This is a genomic window from Pseudomonas sp. NPDC089996, assembly GCF_044748405.1.
Lineage (GTDB): Bacteria > Pseudomonadota > Gammaproteobacteria > Pseudomonadales > Pseudomonadaceae > Aquipseudomonas.
The window spans coordinates 410,264-429,637 of the sequence record NZ_JBIVGA010000001.1 but is presented as its reverse complement, the minus strand read 5'-3'; the positions used below and the strand labels follow the sequence as shown (position 1 = coordinate 429,637).

The following is a 19,374-nucleotide window of genomic DNA, read 5'->3' as shown; positions in this document are numbered from 1 at the left end:
GCTCCTACAAGGGAGCGCGTAATTGCTGAAACTAGCGCTGCTCGCGGAAGTGCCGGCGTTCCTGGTGTTCGGACTGCTTGCCGGGGTTAAAGGCGGCCACGGGGCGGTGGTAACCCATCACGCGGGTCCACACCTCGCAACGCTGGCGTTTTTCTTCAGGCAGTGGCTGCTGTGCATTCATGTACTAGCTCCTTTGACAAAGCTTCATCACAACGCGGGCAGAACTCATGCTCCCCCGCCAGGTATCCGTGCACCGGGCAGATCGAAAAGGTCGGTGTCACGGTCAGGTAAGGCAGCCGGAAACGGCTCAGTGCTGTACGCACCAGCTGCTTGCAGGCCTGGCTCGAACTGATGCGTTCGGCCATGTACAGGTGCAGCACCGTCCCGCCGGTGTACTTGCACTGCATGGCATCCTGCAGCTCCAGCGCTTCGAACGGGTCGTCAGTGAAGGCCACCGGCAGCTGCGAGGAGTTGGTGTAGTACGGCGCCTCGGGCGTGCCGGCCTGGAGAATGCCCGGATAGCGTTTACGGTCCTCACGGGCAAAGCGGTAGGTGATGCCTTCGGCAGGGGTGGCTTCCAGGTTGTAGAGGTGGCCGCTGCGCTCCTGAAAGTCCACCAGGCGCTGGCGCACATGGTCGAGCAGTGCCAGGGCGAAGGCGCGTCCGGCCTCGGTGTGCAGCCCGTCGCGGTCACCGGTGTAGTTACGCAGCATCTCGTGCAGGCCGTTCACGCCGATGGTGGAGAAGTGGTTGCGCAAGGTGCCGAGGTAACGCCGGGTATAGGGGAACAGGCCGTTGTCCATGTAACGCTGGATCACTTCACGCTTTCGCTCGAGGCTTTCGAAAGCCAGTTCCAGCAGGGCGTCGAGGCGTGCGTACAAACCTGCCGAATCGCCGGGATACAGGTAACCCAGGCGGGCGCAGTTGAGCGTTACCACACCCAATGATCCGGTCTGCTCGGCCGAGCCGAACAGACCGTTGCCACGCTTGAGCAGTTCACGCACATCCAGTTGCAGGCGGCAGCACATCGAGCGCACCTGGTTGGGCTGCATGTCGGAATTGAGGAAATTCTGGAAGTACGGCAGCCCGTAGCGGGCGGTCATTTCGAACAGGCGCCCGGACCTGTACTGCCCGGCCAAGGCCCTGGCCTGCGGCAATGGCGCGGAGCGCACGATGCACCCGGCGGAGCTGTTTGGGGAGGATTGGGACAGCTTCGACAGAAGACAGGGGTTCGCCGACGATGGGCTGCGCCGCGCGACGAGTGGCGAAGATTGAAAATCAGCAGGTTGGCATAATGGCATCGCCAGCACTTTATTCAATCCGCCGTTGTGAGCCCTCTGCAATGAATGCCGAACTACGTTACTCGATCATCCTGGAGCACAACGCTGAAGTGCTACTTGCCAATGCCTCCATGGCGCAGGTCGAGGCATTCTGGGATGCCAACGACTCCCGCTATTTTGGTTTGCACATGGAAGACCCGTGCGGGCCGCATGTGCGCGTCATGGTCACCGATGAAATGCCAGAGGACGAATAGGCTGCACTGTCGCTCAGTGAGCAGTTCCCGCAAGGGCGCCGCCATACCTGTGGGAGCGGCTTTAGCCGCGAAGCAGGCGACGCGGTGGATGGCACCGGCTTTGCCGGTGTTCGCGGCTAAAGCCGCTCCCACAGAGTCCTCGTTAAATCAGATAACTGTGATCTGATCAGAACGCGGTGCTGACCGTCAGCGACATGCTGCGCGGGTCGCCATAGATCGCCCCCGCATAGAACCCATACTGGGTGTAGTAGTGCTTGTCGAACAGGTTGTCGACGTTGAAGCTCACTGCCGTGTCATCGGTCAGCTGGTACTTGGCCATGGCATTCCAGATCGCATACCCGGACCAGTTCACATCGGTCGCCCCACCGCTCACGCCATCCACAGGCTGCCCCGCCGGGCTTGAGATCGCTCGGATATTGGTCTGTGCCTTCACCCCTGCGCCAATGGTCAGGCGGTCCAGCGGGCCAGGCAGGCGATAGGTGGTCGAGGCCTTGAACAGGTGCGACGGGTCGCTGCGCCCATCGCTGTCCACGCGGCGGAAGTGCAGGTAGGTATAGCCGGCGTAGACGTTCCAGTTCGGCGTCAGCGCACCGGCGATTTCCAAGTCGATACCGTCGGTTTCCTGGCCGGTTCCGGCCTTGTAGGCATCGCCGCCGGTTGGCGTGGTCAGGCCGTCGTCAAGCACGGCCTTGTTCTGCTGCTTGGTGCGGAAATACGCCGCCGAGGCGTTCAGGCGCCCGTCCAGCCACTCGCCCTTGATGCCGGTCTCGTAGCTCTGGCCCCGAATCGGCTCGACCTTGGTGCCGCTTTCCGTCTCGGCCGTCTGCGGGTTGAAGATATCGGTGTAGCTGGCGTACAGCGAGTAGTTGTCGTCGAGGTCGTATACCGCGCCCAGGTACGGGGTGACGATGCCGTTGTTCTGCTGGTTGCTGCGCACGCCCGCCACACTGTTGGTGGTTGCCGAGTAATCGGTGGTGCGCACGCCGACGATCACCGACAACGGGTCGGTGATGCTCAGCCGGGTGGCTGCGTACATGCCTTGCAAGCGGGTGGTGGTCTTGCTGTGGCGGCCAGTGCGCGAGGCGATCATGTCGTAGTCGCTGTCCACGCCGTTGTGCCAGTCGGTGAGCGGAAAACCATTGTTGGCGCGGAACTGGCAACCCACCGATGGCGCGCTGACGCGGTCGTCGCTGGCCATGGTGCAGCTGTACTCCGGCGACCAGGCCACGGTCCGGCTGTCGTTGTAGCCGACCATCGCCTGGTGGGTGCGACCGAACAGCTGGAACGGGCCGGACAGGTCGATCTGCGCGGACTGCTGGGTGGTGTCGCTGGCGCTGTGCAGGCCGTTGAGTACCGCGCCGCTGCCATCCTGGTCCCAGTAGCCGCCGTAGCTGCCACGGCCAGCCGAGTTGACCTTGGCCAGGCCACGGTGGTTGAGCACTTCGGCCGTGCTCTGGGCAGCCTTCAGGTCGAGGGTCCAGTCGTTTTCGAAACGGTGCTCCAGCGAGCCAAAAGCGGTGCGGGTGGTGTACTCGCCGAAGCTCCAGCTCGGCACCACGTTGGTACTGCGTGGCAAGTCGGTCTTGCTGCCGTCCTTGTACCAGATGGGGATGTTGGCGCCCCAGCCGCCGCCGACCACCTTGTTGTATTCGTACTGATAACCGGCGCCCAAGGTGGTCGCGTCGTCGATGTCGAACTCGAAATTGGCCAAAGCAGCACGTGAGCGTTCGGACTGGTTGTCGCGGAACGAGTTGGCGTCGCCCTGGGTCATCACGAAACGCGAACGCAGGCGGCCGTCTTCGGAGAGCGGCAAGTTGAGATCGGCGCCCAGGCGGCGCTTGTCCCAGCTACCGTAAGTGGCATAGGCGCTGCCGCCAAAGGCTCTGGTCGGTGCCTTGCGGATCAGGTTGACGGTGGCCGACGGGTCGCCGGTACCACCGAGCAAGCCGTTGGCGCCACGGACGATGTCGATGCGCTCGTACAAGTCCATGTTCAGTGCATTACCGCCGCCACTGAAGTCGGAACCGCCCTGGAACTGCAAACCATCGACCTTCCAGTTGCTGATCGAGTAGCCCCGGGCGCGGAAGTCGGTGCGCCCGCCCACCTCGGACTTGGTGGCGCTCACACCTGGCGTGGTGTCCAGCGCCTGCTCGATGGAGTGCACATCGCGGTCGTCCATCTGCTGGCGGGTGATGGTGGTGACCGACTGCGGCGTCTGCCTTGGGGTCAGCTCCAGGCCGGTGGAGCTGCGGGTGCTTTCCACCGTGTAGCCGAGCTGCCCGGTTTCATCTGCGGACACAAGCGCACTGTCCTCGATCTGCGTGGCATCCAGCTCCAGGGGCTGGCTTTCGGCAGCCAAGGCGTTGCCACTGATGGCGACGGCAACGAAGAAGGCAAGCGGGTGCAGGCGGCTGCCGCACCGGACAACAGAAGTGAAGTCGTTCATGGCGCTCTTGTGATTCATTTGGGAAGGCTTCGTATTTGCAGTTGATTTTTTGTTACGATTCTAGGGATCCGCCCTTTGGGCTCCATACCCGGCTTGTACGGGGATGTAATCGAACGTAACTGGCGCTGCCGAACCCTCCCAGACAGGTGTTTTCCCGATGAGCACGACCTTGCTTGTCGTCGATGATGACGACGAGATCCGCGACCTTCTCTGTGATTACCTTACCGATGCCGGCTATACCGTGCTGGCAGCCGCTGACGGTGATGGCATGCGCGAGCAACTGGCGGCGAGCAAGGTCGACCTGGTGGTGCTGGACTTGATGCTGCCTGGTGAAGATGGCTTGAGCCTGTGCCGCCAGTTGCAAGCGACGCCGGGCCTGGCAGTGATCATGTTGTCGGCCAAGGGCAGCACGCTGGATCGCATCATCGGCCTGGAAGTGGGTGCTGACGATTACCTGGCCAAGCCCTTCGAACCGCGCGAGCTGATCGCCCGTATCAAAGCGGTGCTGCGCCGCCCGCAACGCCTGGACACCCCTGCCCAGGAGCCGGCTGCCGAAGCCCAGCGCTTCGCCGGTTTCAGCCTTGACCACGTCAAGCGCCTGCTGACCCGCCCCGACGGCGCAACCCTGACCCTGCCACGCTCCGATTACCGGGTGCTGCGTGAAGTGCTGGAAGCCAACAACCGTGTGGTGTCGCGTGATCAGCTGACACGCAGCGCATTTGGCCGCGATCACCACCCGGACGACCGCTCGGTGGACATGTGCATCAGCCGCCTGCGCCAGCAACTGCGCCATGCGCCGGCCAGCGATATCCAGATCCTGACCATCCGCAACGAAGGCTACCTGCTGAGCATCGCCCGTACCGAGGCCGACAGCTGAAATGCGCTGGCTCCGTCACCTGTGGCCGCGCACGCTGTTTGGCCAGCTGCTGCTGATCATGGTCAGCGGTACGCTGGTGATCCAGTTGATGTCGAGCAGCATCTGGTTCGATGTGCGTTTCGCCCAGGTGCTCGAGGCACCGGTCCGGCTCATGGCTGCACGCAGCGCCCCGCTGATTGCCCAGGCCAACTGCCACACGCAGGGCATGCAGGTGCCCGCGCACTATCAGCTGCGTTGCACCGAAAGCGAACCTGCGCAAGAGGAAGATCAGCGGCGCGGGCGCCGACGTATCGAGCTGTTGCTGCAACAGGCACTGAACTACGAACTGGGCCACACCCGGCAGGTGCGCCTGCTGAAGGTGCAACTGACCGATGAGCTGGGCCAGCCGATCGTCTGGCGCAGCCTGTTCGGCCTGCGCACCGCCCAGGCACATATCCAGTTCGCCGTGCCGTTGCCCGATGGCCATTGGCTGAGCATTGACGGCGAGGAACTGCAGGGCTGGAGCGGCGAGTCGGCGTGGGTGCTGATCAGCGACTACCTGCTGCGGGTGTATGCGCTGCGCATCGTCGCCGTGCTGCTGGTCTGCCTGATTGCAGTACGCCTGTGCCTGCGCCCATTGCGGCGCCTGGCCGACGCGGCGCGCGGGCTGGGCAGCAACCTCGAGCAACCCGCGCTGGCCCTGGACGGCCCGGAGGAAGTGCGCCAGGCCGCGCTGGCCTTCAACGCCATGCAGCAACGCCTGATCGCCATGGTCAATGACAAGGCTTGTTTCCTGGCTGCCGTGTCCCACGACCTGCGCACCCCGCTGACGCGCATGCGCCTGCGCCTGGAGCGGCTGCCGGACGACGAGCAGCGCGAACGCCTGCGGCACAACATCACCCAGATGGATAACATGATCGGCCAGGTGCTGGACTACCTGCGTGCCGGCGAACAGCAGAACCTTCAGGACGTCGACCTCGACCGCCTGGTGGCGCGGCTGTGCGCCGACCTGGCCAGCAGCGCGGAACCCTTGCCGGTGCATGGCAAGGGCGGCAGCCTGCGGGTCGATGCACTGTTGCTGCAACGCTGCCTGCAGAACCTGGTGGTGAATGCACTGCGTTATGCCAGGCAAGTATCGGTGACCCTGGAAACCGCCATTACCGGCGTGTACATCCACATCGACGACCGGGGCCCGGGCATTGCGCCTGGCCTGCTGGCCACCATCACCGACCCGTTCGTACGTGGCGAGGGGTCGCGCAACCAGGCCTCCGGGGGCTATGGCCTGGGGCTGAGCATCGCCCAACGCATCGCCAGCAGCCATGGCGGCGAGTTGCTGCTGCATAATCGCGAAGGCGGCGGTTTGCGCGTCAGTGTATTGCTGCCCGGATGATCGGGCCCCACGCCTTCAGGTAATAGTCTTTTACCAAAACCCCTGGTTTTCCGAACCGGCGGTTTGCCTATCCTAGGCCGCGTCATCCAGCCTGCGATGGACCCATGAAAGATTCGCTCCCCAGCCGTTATGCCTGCCTGGCCCTGTGCCTGTCGTTCACCTTCGCCAGTATCCCGTTCCTTGCCCAGCACAGTTGGCTCTGGCCGCTGACGATGGTCACCGCCCTGCTCAGCCTGGTCGGGCTCAACGACCTGCGCCAGAGCCATCACGCGGTACGGCGCAACTACCCGATCCTGGGCAACATCCGCTACCTGATCGAAACCATCCGCCCCGAGATCCGCCAGTACCTGATCGAAGGTGATGACGACAAGTTGCCGTTCTCCCGTTCGCAGCGCTCGCTGGTGTACGCCCGCGCCAAGAACGAGAGCGCCGAAAAAGCTTTCGGCACGCTCAACGATGCCTACAAGCCAGGCTTCGAATTCATCAGCCATTCGATGCTGCCGGTCGCCACACCCGACGCGGCTTCGTTCCGCATTGCCATTGGCGGGCCGCAATGCCGCCTGCCCTACTGCGCGTCGATCTTCAACATCTCGGCCATGAGCTTCGGCGCGCTCAGCGCCAATGCAATCGCCGCGCTCAACCAGGGCGCACGCCTGGGCCGTTTCGCCCATGACACCGGCGAGGGCAGCATCAGCCCTTACCACCGCGAGCATGGCGGCGACCTGATCTGGGAGATCGGCAGCGGCTACTTCGGTTGCCGTACCGAACACGGGCGCTTCGACGCACAACGCTTCGCCGAACAGGCGCGCAGCCCGCAGGTGAAGATGATCGAAATCAAGCTCAGCCAGGGTGCCAAACCGGGCCACGGCGGCATCCTGCCGGCCCACAAGGTCAGCCCGGAAATCGCCGCAACCCGTGGCGTGCGCGTGGGCGAGGACTGCATTTCGCCCGCCGCGCACAGCGCCTTCCGCACGCCGGTGGAGCTGTTGCACTTCGTGGCCAGCCTGCGCGAACTGTCGGGCGGCAAGCCGGTGGGGTTCAAGTTCTGCCTGGGCCACCCCTGGGAGTTCATGGGCATCGCCAAAGCCATGCTGGTCACCGGCATCACACCGGACTTCATCGTCGTCGACGGAAAGGAAGGAGGCACCGGCGCGGCACCTCGGGAGTTCAGCGACAACATGGGCGTGCCGATGCGCGAAGGCCTGATGTTCGTGCACAACACACTGGTTGGCCTGAACCTGCGCTCGAGCATCCGCATCGGCGCCGCAGGCAAGATCGTCAGCGCCTTCGATATCGCCAGCGTGCTGGCCATCGGCGCCGACTGGGTCAACTCGGCACGTGGCTTCATGTTCGCCATCGGCTGCATCCAGTCGCAGAGCTGCCACACCAACAAGTGCCCGACCGGCGTCGCCACGCAGGACTCACTGCGCCAGCGTGCGCTGGTGGTGCCGGACAAGGCCGAGCGGGTGGCCAGCTTCCATCGCAACACGCTGCATGCCCTGGCCGAAATGCTCGCTGCTGCAGGCCTGGAGCACCCGTCGCAGCTCAAGCCCAAGCACCTGGCGCGGCGTATCAGCACCAGCGAGATCAGCCTGTTTTCCGACCTGCACCAATTCCTCAAGCCTGGCGAACTGCTCAGTGGCTCGATCGAAAGCGAGTTCTATGCACGGATGTGGCGGATGGCGCGCAGTGACAGCTTTGCACCGGAGACGGGGGAGGTACCGATCGCGCCGGCGACGGCCAGCGTGCGCCGCAAAGAAACAGCCCCGGCATAGGCCGTATGCTGTTCACTCAAGCAATTGGGGCCGCTCTGCGGCCCATCGCAGGCAAGCCAGCTCCTACAGGTACAGCGCAAATTTCAAGATTCGCGCGATCCTGTGGGAGCTGGCTTGCCTGCGATGGGCTGCGAAGCAGCCCCAAACAGTGTGACATCGCACTTAAGTGAACAGCATTACGGCATAGGCCGGGGGCTGCTCAAGACGCTCGGTCAGGATCAGAAGATGCTGATCGGGTACTCGACGAATACGCGGACTTCGTTGCCGTCGTCGTTGTAGCCGTTCTGCTGTACCGCGTTGTTGGTACGCAGCCAGGAACCACGCAGCTTGACCGACAGGTCCTTGGCCGGGCCGTCCTGAACGACGTAGCGCAGCTGGTTGAAGATTTCGCGCTCTTTACCTTCACCGAAGCCGTGGGTGTTGATGTTGTCACCCGCCACGTAGGCAATCTTGTAGGTCAGGCCCGGCATACCGAAGGCGCCGAAGTCCAGGCCATAGGCCAGCTGCCAGGAGCGCTCGTCCTCGGCATTGAAGTCGGACCAGTAGGAGTTGGCCAGGTAGATGGTCGAACCACCGTCACCCACGCCACCGCGGTCCTGATACCAGCCGTAGTTGTAGCCGGTGCTGCCGGTGCTGCGCTGGTGCGCCAGGGTCACCGAGTGCGGGCCGAAGGCGTAGGTGGCCGCCAGACTCCAGATGGTGTTTTCGTCACCGGTCAGCTCGGCTTTCTGGACGTACTTGCTGTTGATGTCCGACTTGTAGCCGTTGAAGTCCAGGGTCAGGGACTGGTCTGCCGCGATCGGGAAGACATAGTTCAGGCCCAGGTAGTGCTTCTTCATCACGTCTTCGATGTTCGACGTGTAGGCGGAGGCGGTGAAGTTATCGGTGAACTTGTAGCTGCCACCGAACACATCGATCGTCTTCAAGTGGCCGCTGTCGCGACCCTCGGCGCTCTTGCGCGCTTCCTCGGTGAAGTGACCGGCATTCAGCTCCAGGCCTTCGATCTCCTTGGAGGTGATGAAGGTACCGGTGTAGCTTTCGGGCAGCAGGCGGCTGTCGTCGTACTGCAGCACCGGCAGCTCGGGCATCATGTCACCGTACTTGAGCACGGTGTTGGAGACGCGGAACTTGATGGCAGCGCCACCGCGGGCCAGGTTGTGCGGCGAGTTCTTCGGGTCGCTGTCGCTGGCCTTGAAGAAGTCGATACCGGCAGCGCCGTTGCGGCCTTTGCCGCCGTCCAGGCGCAGTGCATACAGGCCGAAGGCGTCAACGCCCACGCCTACGGTGCCTTGGGTGAAACCGGAAGAGAATTTGCCGATGAACGCCTGGCCCCATTCGCTCTGGTCGCTCTTGTCGTGCTTCTTGTCACGCTTGATGTAAGCGTTGCGCAGAAGGACGCTGGCGTGGCTGTCCTCGACGAAGCCCTTGCTTTCGGCCTGTTCGTTGGCCTGTGCCTGGGTCGCGGCGATCATCGCCAGGGCGAGCAGGCTGATCCTGGTTTTCAACATCTTGTTTTCCTTATTTCTAAATCAAAAACGCTTTGCACGATTACGCCAGGAACCAACGCCCCTTCGTAGGTTCGACGCTATGCGGATCCGAACTGAAAAGCCCGCCGACATTGGCGTGGCGGGCCTGAACAGCAGCCTGGCCAAAGCATGGCCAGCAAGCGTTGGCCGAATCCTAGCCGTGTGAGGTTACAAATGTCAAAAAATCGTGAAATTCAGGTTGATATAACCAATTACACCGCTCTGGCTGGTGCATTTCCATATCGGCTCATGCAATCGGCAGGCATTTTATCTTCTGTAGGATTTTTCAGTTCCAATGCTTGAAAAAGAAGCATTTACAAACTGATACATATGTAAAGACAAGCCTTTACAAATACCCAAGCGACAGTAAATAACAAGCATTACCATTCGCGCCTGTTTTCATTTCCCACTGCCCGGATGTACTGATGCTTGCCCCTTATCGCCTGTCCTCCGTCAGCCTTGGCCTGTCGCTGCTATTCAGCGCCAGCCTGGCCAGCGCCTCCAGCACCACGCTTCCCGAACTCTCGGTAACTGCCGAAAGCGAGCGTGAACAAGACAACCCACGGGTAAAGGAGGTCAGCACAGCCACCCGCACCTCGACACCGGTGCGCTATGTGCCGCAAGCCATCGACACGGTGAAGACCGCCAACGTGATGGACTACGGCAACAACACGCTGGGCAAGGCCCTGGAGGGCATTCCAAACGTCAGCAGCGGTGCCGATACCCGCTTCGACAGCATCCGTATTCGTGGCTTCGAGGCGAGCAACGACTTCTACCTGGACGGCATTCGCGACGACAGCCAGTACATTCGCGACCTCCACAACATCGAACGGGTGGAGGTGCTCAAGGGGCCGGCAGCCGTGCTTTATGGCCGTGGCAGCCAGGGTGGCATCGTCAACCGGGTGAGCAAGGCGCCAGAGCAGGGTCGGCGCTCGTCGATCGAAGCCCAGGGTGGCAGTGAAGACCTGCGCAGCCTGTACGCCGACCTCAGCGCCGACCCCAGCGACAATATCAGCCTGCGCCTGAACATGGGCAACCAGGACAACAACAGCTTCCGCGATGGCATCGACGGTAGCCGGCAACTGTTCGCCCCCTCGATGAGCTGGCAGCTTTCACCCGACCTCAACTGGCTGGTGCAGTACGAGTACAGCCGCTACAACCGCACGCCAGACCGTGGCATTCCCGGTGTCGACGGGCGCCCGGCGGATGTCGGCCGCAGCACCACCTATGGCGACACCCAACGCGACTACATCGACGACCGTGCGCAATCGTTGCGTTCTCGCCTGAACTACCAGCTCAACGAGACCTGGCAATTGCGCCACACCCTCGGCCTGTTCAAGCTCGACAGCGAGTTCGACAACACCTACCTGACCGGCTACAACCCCGCCAACCAGACGGTGACCCGCCAACGCTGGCAGCAAGACCTGACCACCCGCAACCTGTTCAACAACCTGGAAGCCGAAGGTGATTTCACCACCCTTGGCCTGGAGCACACGCTGTTGATCGGGCTGGAATTCGGCAATCAGCGCCGTGACCCGACGCTGTACACCGCCGCACCGGTGTCGGCCGGGGGCAGCCCGGTACCCAGCCTGAACGTCTACAACCCTGACCGCAGCCTGCAGCACAATGGCCGCATGGTGGTGTCGAGCGACAACCACACCGTGGTCGACAGCCGTGGCCTCTACCTGCAGGACCAGATCCGCCTGAATGACCAGTGGCAATTGCTGGCCGGGGTACGTTTCGACCAGTTCGAGGTAGAGACCACCAACAAGGTCCGCAATTTGTCCGAGAAACAGGACAGCACCACCACCAGCCCGCGCCTGGGCGTGGTCTACACCCCTTGGCGCGACCACTCTTTCTATGCGTCGTGGAGCAAGACATTCTCGCCCGTGGGCGGCGGTTTGATCGGCATTACTCCAGGCGCGCCGGGCAACAGCAACGACACCAGCCCCGAGCTGACCCGGCAGAAAGAGATCGGGGTGAAGAGCGACTGGCTGGACGAACGCCTCAGCACCACCCTGGCCATTTATGTACTGGAACTCTACAACCGCCGTACTCGCGACCCGAACAATCCGGAAATCACCCTGCTCAGTGGCCTTCAGCGCTCGCGCGGCATCGAGCTCACTGCCACAGGCAATATCGTCGGCAACTGGTACGTGCGTGGCGGCATCGGTTTGCAGGATGCCACCATCGTCAAGGACAACAATGGCCTGGAAGGCAACCGCATCAACGATGTGGCCAAACGCAACGCCAGCCTGTTCGTGACCTGGAAACCAGAACTTGGCTGGTATGCCGAAACCGGGCTGACGCTGGTGGGCGAACGCTATGCCGACAACCAGAACACCACGGTGCTGCCAGGCTATGGCCGCTGGGATGCGCTGGCGGGTTTCCGTACCCATGACTGGGATGTGCGGGCAGCGCTGAGCAACATCACCGACAAGACCTACTACAGCTCGGCCACCAGCGCCGCGCAGATCCAGTTCGGCGACCCGCGCAGTCTGGTGGTAACCGGTACCTACAGCTTCTGACTTTGGCGGCCTGTACCGCCCTCTTCGCGGCTAAAGCCGCTCCCACAGGGACACCCCAAGCCTCGGGCCTTACACAGTCCCTGTGGGAGCGGGTTTACCCGCGAAGAGGCCAGCACAGGCTACCCACAAACGAAAACGCCACCGCAATAGCGGTGGCGTTTTTCATGGGGCGGGATCCTGCCCTGCTCAGTGCCAGATCCCCAGCAGCGCATCCAGCTCAGCATCGCTGATCAGCCCTTGAGGATAGCGGCCGTCAAGCAGACGTCGTGGGTCGGTCGTCCTGACCCGTTTGCCTCCATGGTGTTTCAACCACTGCGTCAGAACCCTGAGCGATTGGTGATTCACTGCCGATGGGCGCAAAGCCGTCTCACTTGCTGCGTTCATGTCTACACGTACTCCCTGGGCCCGTGAGCGGCTAATCTACGTCTTGATTGTTACAGAACGGTGTGCCCGGCCTGCCTGGGTAACTCCCTGAAAAACAATACAAAACATATGCCATACCGCCTACCGGACACCGTCTGGGCAAAAAAAAACCCGTCATCCGACGGGCTTCTTCGTGTGGCCTGTGTCAGCGCTTGACCGGTGCCGGCTGCTGCTGGGTCAGGCAATGGATGTTGCCACCGCCGAGCAGCAGCTCACGGCCTGGGATCATCACCACTTCGTGGCCCGGGAAGACCTTGGCCAGAATCGCTCTGGCCTGGGCATCTGCCGGGTCATTGAAGCTCGGTGCAATGATGCCGCCGTTGACGATCAGGAAGTTCACGTACGAACCGGCCAGGCGCACCGACGGGTCGCGCTCCTGGCTACCGGCCACCTGATCGACGCCGGCGCACTCTTCTTCAGTGGCGAACAGCGGGCCAGGGATCGGCATCTTGTGCACCACGAACTCGCGGCCTTTGGCATCCCGGGTGTTTTTCAACACCTCGTAGGCGGCGTGGCAACGGGCGTAGTTGGGGTCGTTGGAATCATCGGTCCAGGCCAGTAACACTTCGCCTGGGCTTACGTAACAGCAGAAGTTGTCGACATGGCCATCGGTTTCGTCGTTGTACAGGCCATCGGGCAACCAGACGATGGTTTCCACCGCCAGCTGCTCGCGCAGGATGTCTTCGATCTGCTCGCGGTTCAGGTGCGGGTTGCGGTTGCGGTTGAGCAGGCACTCTTCGGTGGTGATCAGGGTGCCTTCGCCATCGACGTGGATCGAACCACCTTCAAGCACGAAGCCTTCGGTGTGGTAGCGCTGGCAGCGCTCCATCTCCAGCACCTTGGCCGCCAGTTCTTCATCGCGGTTCCAGGGCGCATACAGACCGCCGTCGAAACCACCCCAGGCGTTGAAGCCCCAGTCGACGCCGCGCACTTCGCCGTGGTCGTTGATCACGAAAGTCGGGCCGGTGTCACGCACCCAGGCGTCATCGTTACTGATTTCCACCACACGAATGTTCGGCAGGTCGAGCTGGCGCCGGGCATTTTCATACTGGCCGGCGGAAACGGCCACCGTTACCGGTTCGAAGCGGGCGATTGCCTTGGCCAGCGTGACATGGGCCGCCTGTGCTGGTTTGCCGCCCAGGCGCCAGTTGTCCGAGCGCTCTGGCCAGACCATCCAGACCTGGCTTTGCGGGGCCCATTCGGCGGGCATGTGGAAACCGTCGGCGCGGGGGGTAGAGTTGAGGGTTTTCATGGGTAACCTCTGCAAAGGCACTGGGCCGATGGTCGATGGATAGCAAGTGAATGTGACATTTCCGACGGTGCGTCATGTCCGCCGCGACTGGCTAATTTATAACCGATACATATCGACTTTAAAAGCCTTACCAACTACTAATAGCGTACAAATTTCGTATTTTTGCGGATATTAATCGATAAACGGCAAGCCTGGATCTCTGGACACTCTACGTTCGATATAATCGCTTGGCGCAGGCTGCATCGGCATGCCAAAAAGCCTCAAGATGAAACCTGTTTCATCTTTGTACTGGGGAAGCCGGGCTTGTGGCCGATAACCCTGTGCGAAGATGAAATCGACAGGTGGGCGCGTGCTGGCTCACCGACAGCCGATCTAGGCTCAGTTTGCCAAGACGGCGGACTTAGCGCGGACCTTTCAAGGTCGGACCCTCAGCACACTGACCGAAGAATTTCCATGAACATCATAGCGACCGAGATACCCGACGTAGTCATCATCGAACCGAAGGTCTTCGGCGACAGCCGTGGCTTCTTCTTCGAAAGCTTCAATGCCCGCGAATTCAAGAAGCAGACCGGCTTCGACGGCCACTTTGTCCAGGACAACCATTCGCGCTCCCAGCGCGGCGTGCTGCGCGGCCTGCATTACCAGATCGACAACCCCCAGGGGAAACTGGTGCGCGTGGTGCAGGGCGAAGTACTGGACGTCGCTGTGGACATACGCCGCAGTTCGCCGTTCTTCGGCCGCTGGGTAGCCCGGCGGCTCACCGCCACCGACCACCTGCAGTTCTGGATACCGCCCGGGTTCGCCCATGGCTTCCTGGTGCTGAGCGAAACGGCCGACTTCCTGTATAAGACCACCGACTACTACAACCCCGCCGCCGAGCGCTCGATCCGCTGGGACGACCCTGATCTGGCCATCGACTGGGGCGTGCAGAACCCGACCTTGTCGGCCAAGGACCAGGCTGCCGTGCTGTTGAAAGACGCGGACCTGTTCCCATGAAAATTCTCGTCTGTGGCCACAATGGCCAGGTCGCTCAGGCCCTGCAGGCGCAATTGAGCGGGCTGGGCGAAATCCACGTGCTTGGCCGCGAGCGACTGAACATGGCCCGGCCCGAAGCACTGCGCGATCCGCTGCGGCGCCTGGCCCCGCAATTGATCATCAATGCCGCCGCCCACACTGCGGTGGACCAGGCTGAAAGCGAACCGGACCTGGCCTTCGCGATCAACGCTGAAGGCCCGCGCGTGCTGGCCGAAGAAGCCGTGCACCTGGGCGCGCCGCTGATCCATTACTCGACCGACTATGTGTTCGATGGCGAAAAGACCCTGCCCTACACCGAGCTCGACCCCCCCAACCCGCTGGGTGTCTACGGCCGCAGCAAACTGGCCGGGGAGCAAGCCATTGCTGCGGTGGATGGCGAGCACCTGATCCTGCGCACCAGCTGGGTCTATTCGCTTTACGGGCGCAACTTTCTGCTGACCATGCAGCGCCTGCTGCAGGAAAAACCGCAGCTGCGCGTGGTCGACGACCAGATAGGCGCCCCCACCTGGGCCACGACCATCGCTGTCGCCACCCGGGCGCTGATCGAGCGCTGGCAAGCCGGGCAGCGCGGCGCCTGGGGCACCTATCACCTGGCCGCCCAGGGCGAAACGTCCTGGTTCGGCTTCGCCCAGGCCATTGGCGAACAGCTCAAGGCGCGAGGTCTGCCCTGCGCCGAGCTATTGGCGATCCCTTCCAGCGAGTATCCGACCCCGGCGCGCCGCCCGGCCAACTCACGCCTGGACTGCGCACGCCTGGCCCGCGAGTGGGGCGTGCATATGCCGCACTGGCAGCAAGCGCTGATCGACTGCCTCAAGTAGCGCATAATTGCGCCAGACCCATCTGGCGCTCTTACGCGATGATTGCAAAACCCACACCCCCTCGCCGTCCCCGCTGGCGCAGCCTGGCCCTGCTGGCCCTGTGTCTGGCTCCCGTGCTGTGGCCACTGCACCATCTGGCCGAGCGCTACTATCAGGACGAACTGGCCTCGCAGAACCGCCAGACCCTCGACCTGTACGTCGCCAACCTGCTCGGCACCCTGCACCGCTACGAAACCCTGCCGCAGATCCTCGGCGACCTGCCGGCGCTGCGCGGCGTGCTGGCCGACCCGTTGCGCCTCGAGGCGGTCACCAACGCCAACCGCCTGCTCAAGCACATCGTCCAACAGACCGGGGCCGAGGTGATGTACCTGATGGACGTCAGCGGCAACACCCTGGCCGCCTCCAACTGGGACAAGCAGGACAGCTTCGTCGGCCGCAATTTCTCCTTCCGCCCGTACTTCAACGAGGCCATGGCCGGCCACCTGGGGCGCTTCTTCGGGCAGGGCACCACCTCGGCCAAACGCGGCTATTTCTTCGCTGCCGCCGTGCACGACAGGGAGCGTATCGTTGGCGTGCTGGTGGTCAAGGTCGACCTGGACCACACCGAAACCCTCTGGGGCCGCACCCCGGAACAATTGCTGCTGACCGACCACAACGGCGTGGTGATCCTCACCTCGCGCCCCGATTGGCGTTTTCGCGCCACCCGTGCGCTGACCGAAGCCGAGCGCCAGGCGATCATCGCCATCCAGCCCTACCCGACCCAGGCCCCGCAACCCCTCATGCTCAACCAGGACGCCTGGCTCACCCAGACCCGCGACATCAAGGAAACCGGCTGGCAGGTGAGCATCCTCGCCCCGCGCCTGCTGGTCGATCGCTCGGTGCAGACGGTCATGGCCATCGGCGCCGGGGCGCTGCTGGTGTTGATGCTGTTCGCCGGCCTGTTGATGCAGCGGCGCCGCCACTACATCGACCGCATCGACTTCGAGGCCCGTGGCCGGCAGGAGCTGGAAACACGCGTGGTCGAGCGTACCGCCGCCCTCGAAGGCCTCAACACCCGGCTGAAAAGTGCCGTGCTGGAGCGCGAAAATGCCCAGCAGGAGCTGGTGCGCGCCCAGGACGAGCTGGTCCAGGCCGGCAAGCTGTCGGTGCTCGGCACCATGTCGGCAAGCATCAGCCACGAGCTCAACCAGCCCTTGGCGGCAATCCGCAGCTACGCGGAAAACGCCGAAATCCTCCTCGACCACCAACGCACCGAGGACGCCCGCGGCAACCTCAAGCTGATTGGTGAACTGACCGGACGCATGGCTTCGATCATCGCCCACCTGCGCGCCTTCGCCCGCCGCGACCGCCACGCCCCGGAAAGCGTGGCCCTGCAACCGGCGCTGGATGACGCCCTGGCTCTGCTGGCCAAGCGCCGCCGGGCGATGGCAGTGGAGCTGATCCGCGACCTGCCCGAGGCCACCCTGTGGGTGCAGGCCGGCGAAACCCGCCTGCGCCAGGTACTTGGCAACCTGCTGGCCAACGCCCTTGACGCCCTGACCGAAAAGGCCAACCCGCGGCGCCTGTGGCTGAGTGCCGAACAGCGCGATGACTGCGTCTACCTGTACATTCGCGACAACGGCCCGGGCTTCAGCCGCCAGGCCATGGAGCACGCCAAGGAGCCGTTCTTCACCACCAAGACCCGCACCCAGGGCCTGGGCTTGGGCCTGGCGATCTGCGAAAGCCTGATGCGCGCTCTGGGCGGTGAGCTGCTGCTGGCCAACCACCCGGAAGGTGGCGCCCTGCTCACCCTGCAACTGCGCGTGGCCGCACCCGGCGCCACCTTACCCACCTCGGAGGATCCCTCGGCATGACGACCGAGCCTTACATCGACAGCCAGGCCCAGGTGATTCTGGTCGATGACGACCCGCACCTGCGCCAGGCCTTGAGCCAGACCCTCGACCTGGCAGGGCTGAAGGTGGTCGCCCTGGCTGACGCACAAGGCCTGGCCGAGCGCATCGAGCCCGACTGGCCGGGCGTGGTGGTCAGCGACATCCGCATGCCCGGCATCGACGGCCTGCAGCTGCTGGAGCAATTGCACGGCCGCGACAGTGAACTGCCGGTGCTGCTGATCACCGGCCACGGCGATGTGCCCCTGGCCGTGCAGGCCATGCGTGCCGGTGCTTACGACTTCCTGGAAAAGCCCTTCGCCAGCGACGCCCTGCTCGACAGCGTGCGCCGTGCTCTGGCCTTGCGCCGCCTGGTGCTGGACAACCGCAGCCTGCGCCTGGCCCTGAGCGACCGCCAGCAGCTGACCACCCGCCTGGTCGGCCAGTCGCCGTCGATGCAGCGCCTGCGTGAACAGATCGGCGCCTTGGCGGGCACCCGTGCCGACGTGTTGATACTGGGGGAAACCGGTGCCGGCAAAGAAGTGGTCGCCCGCGCCCTGCACGACCTGTCCAGCCGCCGCGCAGGCCCGTTCGTGGCCATCAATGCTGGCGCGCTGGCCGAGTCGGTAGTCGAAAGCGAACTGTTCGGCCACGAACCAGGCGCCTTCACCGGCGCGCAGAAGCGCCGCATCGGCAAGTTCGAGTTCGCCAACGGCGGCACGCTGTTCCTCGACGAGATCGAGAGCATGAGCCTGGACGTGCAGGTGAAGCTGCTGCGCCTGTTGCAGGAGCGGGTAGTCGAGCGGCTCGGTGGCAACCAGCTCATCCCGCTGGATATCCGTATCATCGCGGCCACCAAGGAAGACCTGCGTACTTCTGCCGACCAGGGCCGCTTCCGCGCCGACCTCTACTACCGCCTGAACGTCGCGCCGCTGCGCATCCCCCCTTTGCGCGAACGCGGCGATGACATCCTGGTGCTGTTCCAGCACTTCGCCGATGCCGCCAGCCAGCGCCATGCCCTGCCATCTCACAACCTGCAACCGGCCCAGCGGGCCATGCTGCTGCGCCATGACTGGCCGGGCAACGTGCGCGAACTGCAGAACGCCGCCGAACGCTTTGCCCTGGGCCTGGAGCTGGCCCTGGATAGCCAGGCGCCGGCGGCTGCCGCCCCAGCGACGCCGATCCTGCTGGGCAACCTCAGCGAACAGGTCGAGCAGTTCGAGCGCTCGCTGATCGCCGCCGAACTGGCCCAGCCTCACAGCTCCATGCGCAGCCTCGCCGAAGCCCTCGGCATCCCGCGCAAGACCCTGCACGACAAGCTGCGCAAGCACGGCCTGCATTTCGAAGGCGGTAGCAGCGCCAGCGACGACCACGAGGAAAATCGCCCATGAGTTCCGATAGCCAATACCTGCAGTCCGTACTGCACGGTGACATTCCACTCACACGTGAAATGGGCCTGGAAGTCATCGACTGGCAAGCCCAGGCCCTGCGGCTGCAACTGCCGCTGGCGGCCAACGTCAACCACAAGAGCACCATGTTCGGCGGCAGCCTGTACTGCGCCGCGGTGCTGGTAGGTTGGGGCTGGCTGCACCTGCGCCTGCGCGAACTGGGCATCGATGACGGGCATATTGTCATCCAGGAGGGCCAGATCAGTTATCCGCTGCCGGTGACCGGTGCAGCGGTGGCGCGCTGCGCGGCACCGGACGAAAAGACCTGGGAGCGGTTCCTGACGATGTACCAGCGCCGTGGCCGGGCCCGGCTGACGCTGGCGACCACCGTCAGCAATGCCGGCAGTGACGAGCCCGCCGTCACCTTCAGCGGGCAGTACGTCCTGCACCGCTGACAAGGCTGGCGCGATCCCTGTGGGAGCGGCCTTGCGTCGCGAAAGGGGCGCGCAGCTGCCCCCAAGATCTCAGCTCAAAG

General features: G+C 63.4%; 14 protein-coding genes and 2 pseudogenes. 11 read left to right on the top strand and 5 right to left on the bottom strand.

From position 1 onward, the window contains the following. Positions 1 to 31 precede the first annotated feature (31 nt). Positions 32 to 181 carry an anaerobic ribonucleoside-triphosphate reductase gene (gene nrdD / locus ACIPW4_RS02050; protein WP_400654361.1) on the bottom strand — a complete coding sequence of 50 codons (150 nt, stop codon included), beginning with the start codon at positions 179 to 181 and terminating at the stop codon, positions 32 to 34. Further along, positions 156 to 1,115 (bottom strand): annotated as a pseudogene (nrdD, locus tag ACIPW4_RS02045) (anaerobic ribonucleoside-triphosphate reductase); the annotation flags it as partial. The gene nrdD (ACIPW4_RS02050) and the pseudogene nrdD (ACIPW4_RS02045), both read right to left, overlap by 26 nt. A 4-nt stretch (positions 1,116 to 1,119) precedes the next feature. Between nrdD (ACIPW4_RS02045) and ACIPW4_RS02040 the strand changes: the two are divergent. Next, a pseudogene (locus tag ACIPW4_RS02040) lies at positions 1,120 to 1,275 on the top strand (DUF3079 domain-containing protein); the annotation flags it as partial. A gap of 67 nt (positions 1,276 to 1,342) precedes the next feature. Beyond that, positions 1,343 to 1,534, top strand: coding sequence for a hypothetical protein (locus tag ACIPW4_RS02035; protein WP_400654360.1), 192 nt, complete (start codon positions 1,343 to 1,345; stop codon positions 1,532 to 1,534). Positions 1,535 to 1,700: 166 nt separating this feature from the next. On the opposite strand, the gene ACIPW4_RS02030 is transcribed toward ACIPW4_RS02035, so the two are convergent. Continuing rightward, entirely contained in the window at positions 1,701 to 3,980 is a 2,280-nt protein-coding gene (locus tag ACIPW4_RS02030; protein WP_400654359.1) for a TonB-dependent siderophore receptor, read from the bottom strand. A gap of 157 nt (positions 3,981 to 4,137) precedes the next feature. Between ACIPW4_RS02030 and ACIPW4_RS02025 the strand changes: the two genes are divergently transcribed. From ACIPW4_RS02025 to ACIPW4_RS02015, 3 genes are all read left to right on the top strand, one after another. Then, the gene (locus ACIPW4_RS02025) at positions 4,138 to 4,857 is read left to right on the top strand and encodes a response regulator (protein ID WP_400654358.1); all 720 of its coding nucleotides are present in this window, start codon (positions 4,138 to 4,140) and stop codon (positions 4,855 to 4,857) included. Between the two features lies 1 nt (position 4,858). Further along, positions 4,859 to 6,226: an ATP-binding protein gene (locus ACIPW4_RS02020; RefSeq protein WP_400654357.1), complete on the top strand. Its 1,368-nt coding sequence runs from the start codon at positions 4,859 to 4,861 to the stop codon at positions 6,224 to 6,226. 104 nt (positions 6,227 to 6,330) lie between these two features. Further along, complete coding sequence (locus ACIPW4_RS02015) at positions 6,331 to 8,001, top strand: FMN-binding glutamate synthase family protein (protein WP_400654356.1); 1,671 nt, start codon at positions 6,331 to 6,333, stop codon at positions 7,999 to 8,001. A 218-nt stretch (positions 8,002 to 8,219) separates the two neighbouring features. On the opposite strand, the gene ACIPW4_RS02010 is transcribed toward ACIPW4_RS02015, so the two are convergent. Further along, complete coding sequence (locus tag ACIPW4_RS02010) at positions 8,220 to 9,509, bottom strand: OprD family porin (RefSeq protein ID WP_400654355.1); 1,290 nt, start codon at positions 9,507 to 9,509, stop codon at positions 8,220 to 8,222. A gap of 443 nt (positions 9,510 to 9,952) precedes the next feature. On the opposite strand from ACIPW4_RS02010, the gene ACIPW4_RS02005 reads away from it, so the two are divergent. Continuing rightward, positions 9,953 to 12,055, top strand: a complete 2,103-nt coding sequence (locus ACIPW4_RS02005) for a TonB-dependent receptor (protein ID WP_400654354.1) — start codon at positions 9,953 to 9,955, stop codon at positions 12,053 to 12,055. Positions 12,056 to 12,623: 568 nt separating this feature from the next. Here the strand turns inward: ACIPW4_RS02005 and aguA are convergent. Further along, positions 12,624 to 13,730: an agmatine deiminase gene (gene aguA, locus ACIPW4_RS02000; RefSeq protein WP_400654353.1), complete on the bottom strand. Its 1,107-nt coding sequence runs from the start codon at positions 13,728 to 13,730 to the stop codon at positions 12,624 to 12,626. Between the two features lie 453 nt (positions 13,731 to 14,183). Between aguA and rfbC the strand changes: the two genes are divergently transcribed. The 5 genes from rfbC to ACIPW4_RS01975 are packed head-to-tail and all read left to right on the top strand — an operon-like array spanning position 14,184 to position 19,294. Then, positions 14,184 to 14,726, top strand: a complete 543-nt coding sequence (gene rfbC / locus ACIPW4_RS01995; protein WP_400654352.1) for a dTDP-4-dehydrorhamnose 3,5-epimerase — start codon at positions 14,184 to 14,186, stop codon at positions 14,724 to 14,726. Further along, the gene (rfbD, locus tag ACIPW4_RS01990; protein WP_400654351.1) at positions 14,723 to 15,583 is read left to right on the top strand and encodes a dTDP-4-dehydrorhamnose reductase; all 861 of its coding nucleotides are present in this window, start codon (positions 14,723 to 14,725) and stop codon (positions 15,581 to 15,583) included. The genes rfbC and rfbD overlap by 4 nt, the downstream gene beginning before the upstream one ends. A 38-nt stretch (positions 15,584 to 15,621) precedes the next feature. Then, positions 15,622 to 17,436: an ATP-binding protein gene (locus tag ACIPW4_RS01985; RefSeq protein ID WP_400654350.1), complete on the top strand. Its 1,815-nt coding sequence runs from the start codon at positions 15,622 to 15,624 to the stop codon at positions 17,434 to 17,436. After that, positions 17,433 to 18,842, top strand: a complete 1,410-nt coding sequence (locus tag ACIPW4_RS01980; RefSeq protein ID WP_400654349.1) for a sigma-54-dependent transcriptional regulator — start codon at positions 17,433 to 17,435, stop codon at positions 18,840 to 18,842. The genes ACIPW4_RS01985 and ACIPW4_RS01980 overlap by 4 nt, the downstream gene beginning before the upstream one ends. Then, positions 18,839 to 19,294, top strand: coding sequence for a YiiD C-terminal domain-containing protein (locus ACIPW4_RS01975; RefSeq protein ID WP_400654348.1), 456 nt, complete (start codon positions 18,839 to 18,841; stop codon positions 19,292 to 19,294). Before ACIPW4_RS01980 ends, ACIPW4_RS01975 begins: the two co-directional genes overlap by 4 nt. The last annotated feature ends 80 nt before the right edge of the window (positions 19,295 to 19,374 follow it).

Excerpts from the sequence above, each read along its gene's own strand:
- nrdD (WP_400654361.1), bottom strand. The coding sequence starts at position 181 with ATGAATGCACAGCAGCCACTGCCTGAAGAAAAACGCCAGCGTTGCGAG.
- ACIPW4_RS02035 (WP_400654360.1), top strand. The coding sequence starts at position 1,343 with ATGAATGCCGAACTACGTTACTCGATCATCCTGGAGCACAACGCTGAA.
- ACIPW4_RS02030 (WP_400654359.1), bottom strand. The coding sequence starts at position 3,980 with ATGAACGACTTCACTTCTGTTGTCCGGTGCGGCAGCCGCCTGCACCCG.
- ACIPW4_RS02025 (WP_400654358.1), top strand. The coding sequence starts at position 4,138 with ATGAGCACGACCTTGCTTGTCGTCGATGATGACGACGAGATCCGCGAC.
- ACIPW4_RS02020 (WP_400654357.1), top strand. The coding sequence starts at position 4,859 with ATGCGCTGGCTCCGTCACCTGTGGCCGCGCACGCTGTTTGGCCAGCTG.
- ACIPW4_RS02015 (WP_400654356.1), top strand. The coding sequence starts at position 6,331 with ATGAAAGATTCGCTCCCCAGCCGTTATGCCTGCCTGGCCCTGTGCCTG.
- ACIPW4_RS02010 (WP_400654355.1), bottom strand. The coding sequence starts at position 9,509 with ATGTTGAAAACCAGGATCAGCCTGCTCGCCCTGGCGATGATCGCCGCG.
- ACIPW4_RS02005 (WP_400654354.1), top strand. The coding sequence starts at position 9,953 with ATGCTTGCCCCTTATCGCCTGTCCTCCGTCAGCCTTGGCCTGTCGCTG.
- aguA (WP_400654353.1), bottom strand. The coding sequence starts at position 13,730 with ATGAAAACCCTCAACTCTACCCCCCGCGCCGACGGTTTCCACATGCCC.
- rfbC (WP_400654352.1), top strand. The coding sequence starts at position 14,184 with ATGAACATCATAGCGACCGAGATACCCGACGTAGTCATCATCGAACCG.
- rfbD (WP_400654351.1), top strand. The coding sequence starts at position 14,723 with ATGAAAATTCTCGTCTGTGGCCACAATGGCCAGGTCGCTCAGGCCCTG.
- ACIPW4_RS01985 (WP_400654350.1), top strand. The coding sequence starts at position 15,622 with ATGATTGCAAAACCCACACCCCCTCGCCGTCCCCGCTGGCGCAGCCTG.
- ACIPW4_RS01980 (WP_400654349.1), top strand. The coding sequence starts at position 17,433 with ATGACGACCGAGCCTTACATCGACAGCCAGGCCCAGGTGATTCTGGTC.
- ACIPW4_RS01975 (WP_400654348.1), top strand. The coding sequence starts at position 18,839 with ATGAGTTCCGATAGCCAATACCTGCAGTCCGTACTGCACGGTGACATT.